This window comes from Streptomyces cahuitamycinicus, assembly GCF_002891435.1.
Taxonomy (GTDB): domain Bacteria; phylum Actinomycetota; class Actinomycetes; order Streptomycetales; family Streptomycetaceae; genus Streptomyces; species Streptomyces cahuitamycinicus.
Genome location: NZ_POUC01000722.1, coordinates 1 through 2,377, shown reverse-complemented (window position 1 = coordinate 2,377; position 2,377 = coordinate 1). Strand labels below are relative to the sequence as shown.

Below are 2,377 nucleotides of genomic sequence, written 5' to 3'. Positions count from 1 at the left end.
AGGTACGACGCCGGCAGCCCCCGCCGCTTGGTGTAGTGGTTGGCGATCATCGCCCAGATGGGCCGGGTCATCGACGGATCCGCGCCCGCGACACCGGACGCGGTCTCGCTCCCCGACCACCCTCCGATCGCCCCCTTCTTCCGCGTGTTGGCCGTGTACGGCACATCCCCGCCCAGGCTCCACTTGGCCACGTACTGCGCGCCCTTGAGGAACCGGCTGTCGTCGTACCCGTACAGATCGATCCCCTGGTTCCACGCCATCTCGCACACCGTGCCCATCAGCCCGACCCCGAGCAGCGCATGCCCCTGATCGCGCCCGGCCTCGACCCACTCGCCGAGCCCGTCCTCGTGGACGACGGGTATGGCGTGCTTCACCGACCCCATGCCGTCCCCGTGCTTGAAGTACTCCACGGCCCGCTCGACCACGGCCCGTTCGTCGCAGAAGATCCCGGTGGCGAGCACACACGCGATGGCCGTCAGGTCCCAGTTGGGCCAGTAGTTCGTGACGACGGCGCCGTTGTGCCTGGTCAGGAAGTCGTCGCTCAGTGGATGGAAGACGGTGCGCATCAGCTCCTGCGCCCGCCCCAGGTCGAAGTCCCCGTGTTCCCGCACCAGTTCGGCGGCGTTCGCGAACTGGTAGCCGTACAACCCCGCCGCCAGGAACCGGTCGACACTGCCCTCCAGTGCGGTCAGCTTCCCCGACCAGGCGTTGAGGATCGCCACGGCGGTGTCGGCGTGCGCCTCCTGGCCGGTGACGTGATACCGCAGGGCGTTCTGGTATGCGGCGTGGATGTCGTTGTAGAGGACCCGGTAGTTCTCGGGCGTACCCGACCCCCGGTACACGACGGCCTGCGGATTCGGCCGCCACCCGCTCTGCGCATGCCGGTTGGCGGTGAGCTTGGCGAACCCGGCGGCGTACGGTCTGGCGTCCGCCTTCACCTTGGCCGCCATACGGTCCAGGTCGGCGCCGTTGTGCAGCAGCCCGGGGTGAACGAGAGGGGCGCCGGCGGCACCTGCCGACGGGGCGAACGCAGTCGCAGTCGCACCGATGCCGATACCGATGCCCGCTGCCTGCAACATGCTCCGGCGGCTGATCTGTCGTGTCATGTCGTCGTACCTCGGCGTCATAAGTCGCTTACCTGCGGGGGACGGTGAGGAGACGGCCCGGCGGTGCGGGCGATAACGGAAACTGCGTTATAGTTGATCTGCGTCCAGTCGCCGGAACTCCGGTGGGCGGACAGTGCGTTGGTGGTCCAAGGAAAGACGCCCCACTTCCTGTGGGGAAATGCAGGTGCAAGGCCTGCCCGGCGCTCCGACAAGAACCCGGCCCTGGGATTCAGGGCCGGGTTCTTTGCTGTCGCCCCTATGGGGCGCTGTCGCCTACGCGCCGCTGGCGGTGACGCACCGCTGGCGGCGACGCGCCGCTGTCGCTACGCGCTGCGGCTCCGCCGGTCCGCGACCGCCCACGACGCCAGCCCCACGGCTCCCGCCACCCCGAACACGGCAGGCCAGGCACCCACCTTCTTCGCCAGCGGATGAGACCCGGCGAAGGCGGCGACATACGCGGCCGACAACGCCCCCGCGGCCACCCCACCGGCCTGCTGTCGCCACTGCCGCGCGGCCACCGCCCCGGCCGCGGCCAGTACGACCCCGCCGAGCGGCCGCTGCCGGGTCCAGCGGGCCACGCCGTACCCGCCCACGAGCCCGCTCGCGGCGACCACCGCACTCGGAACCTTCGCCATACCTGCCTCCCGCGTCCTGCATCCTGCTCGTGATCTTGAGGCTAGCCCGCAGACTCCGGAAACCCGAACCTGAGCGCAGGCTTGTCAAGTTTCCTCCTCCGAGTTATATAAGAAGACGCAGACCGTAAGGGCATCGCACCCACTGCACCTGAAGAGAGGAGTGACCAGTGATGCTCATGCGCACGGACCCCTTCCGTGAACTCGACCGACTCACCCAGCAGGTCTTCGGCAACGCCACCGCCCGCCCGTCGGCGATGGCGATGGACGCCTACCGCTCCGGGGACGACTTCTTCGTCCACTTCGACCTCCCCGGCATCGACCCCGAGACGATCGAACTGGACGTCGAGCGCAACGTCCTCAACGTGCGAGCCGAGCGTAGGTCCCCCGCCCCCGAGGGCGCGGAACCGCTCGTCGCCGAGCGCCCCACCGGCACCTTCACGCGCCAGCTGTTCCTCGGCGACACCCTCGACACGGAGCGCATCGACGCCTCCTACGAGGCCGGCGTCCTGACCCTGCGCATCCCGGTGGCCGAGCAGGCCAAGCCGCGCCGTATCGCGATCTCGGGCGGCGACGCGCGCAAGCAGCTCAGCGGCTGACCGCACCGCACCGCCCACCGGCTGGCTCTTATACACATCT

General features: G+C 69.3%; 3 protein-coding genes. 1 reads left to right on the top strand and 2 read right to left on the bottom strand.

Annotated features, from left to right (window positions below; genetic code table 11):
* Together C1J00_RS42085 and C1J00_RS42080 are read right to left on the bottom strand one after the other, a co-directional pair.
* The coding region (locus C1J00_RS42085) for an alginate lyase family protein (RefSeq protein WP_102914075.1) at positions 1–1,106 on the bottom strand (1,106 nt) is incomplete at its 3' end.
* A 323-nt stretch (positions 1,107–1,429) separates the two neighbouring features.
* A complete protein-coding gene (locus tag C1J00_RS42080) occupies positions 1,430–1,741 on the bottom strand; it encodes a hypothetical protein (protein WP_102914074.1) in 312 nt (103 codons plus the stop codon).
* A 170-nt stretch (positions 1,742–1,911) separates the two neighbouring features.
* Here C1J00_RS42080 and C1J00_RS42075 point away from each other — a divergent pair, with 170 nt between their 5' ends.
* Entirely contained in the window at positions 1,912–2,337 is a 426-nt protein-coding gene (locus C1J00_RS42075) for an Hsp20/alpha crystallin family protein (protein WP_180989898.1), read from the top strand.
* Positions 2,338–2,377 lie beyond the last annotated feature (40 nt).

Coding starts and splice junctions, on each gene's coding strand:
- C1J00_RS42080 (WP_102914074.1), bottom strand. CDS start 1,741: ATGGCGAAGGTTCCGAGTGCGGTGGTCGCCGCGAGCGGGCTCGTGGGC.
- C1J00_RS42075 (WP_180989898.1), top strand. CDS start 1,912: ATGCTCATGCGCACGGACCCCTTCCGTGAACTCGACCGACTCACCCAG.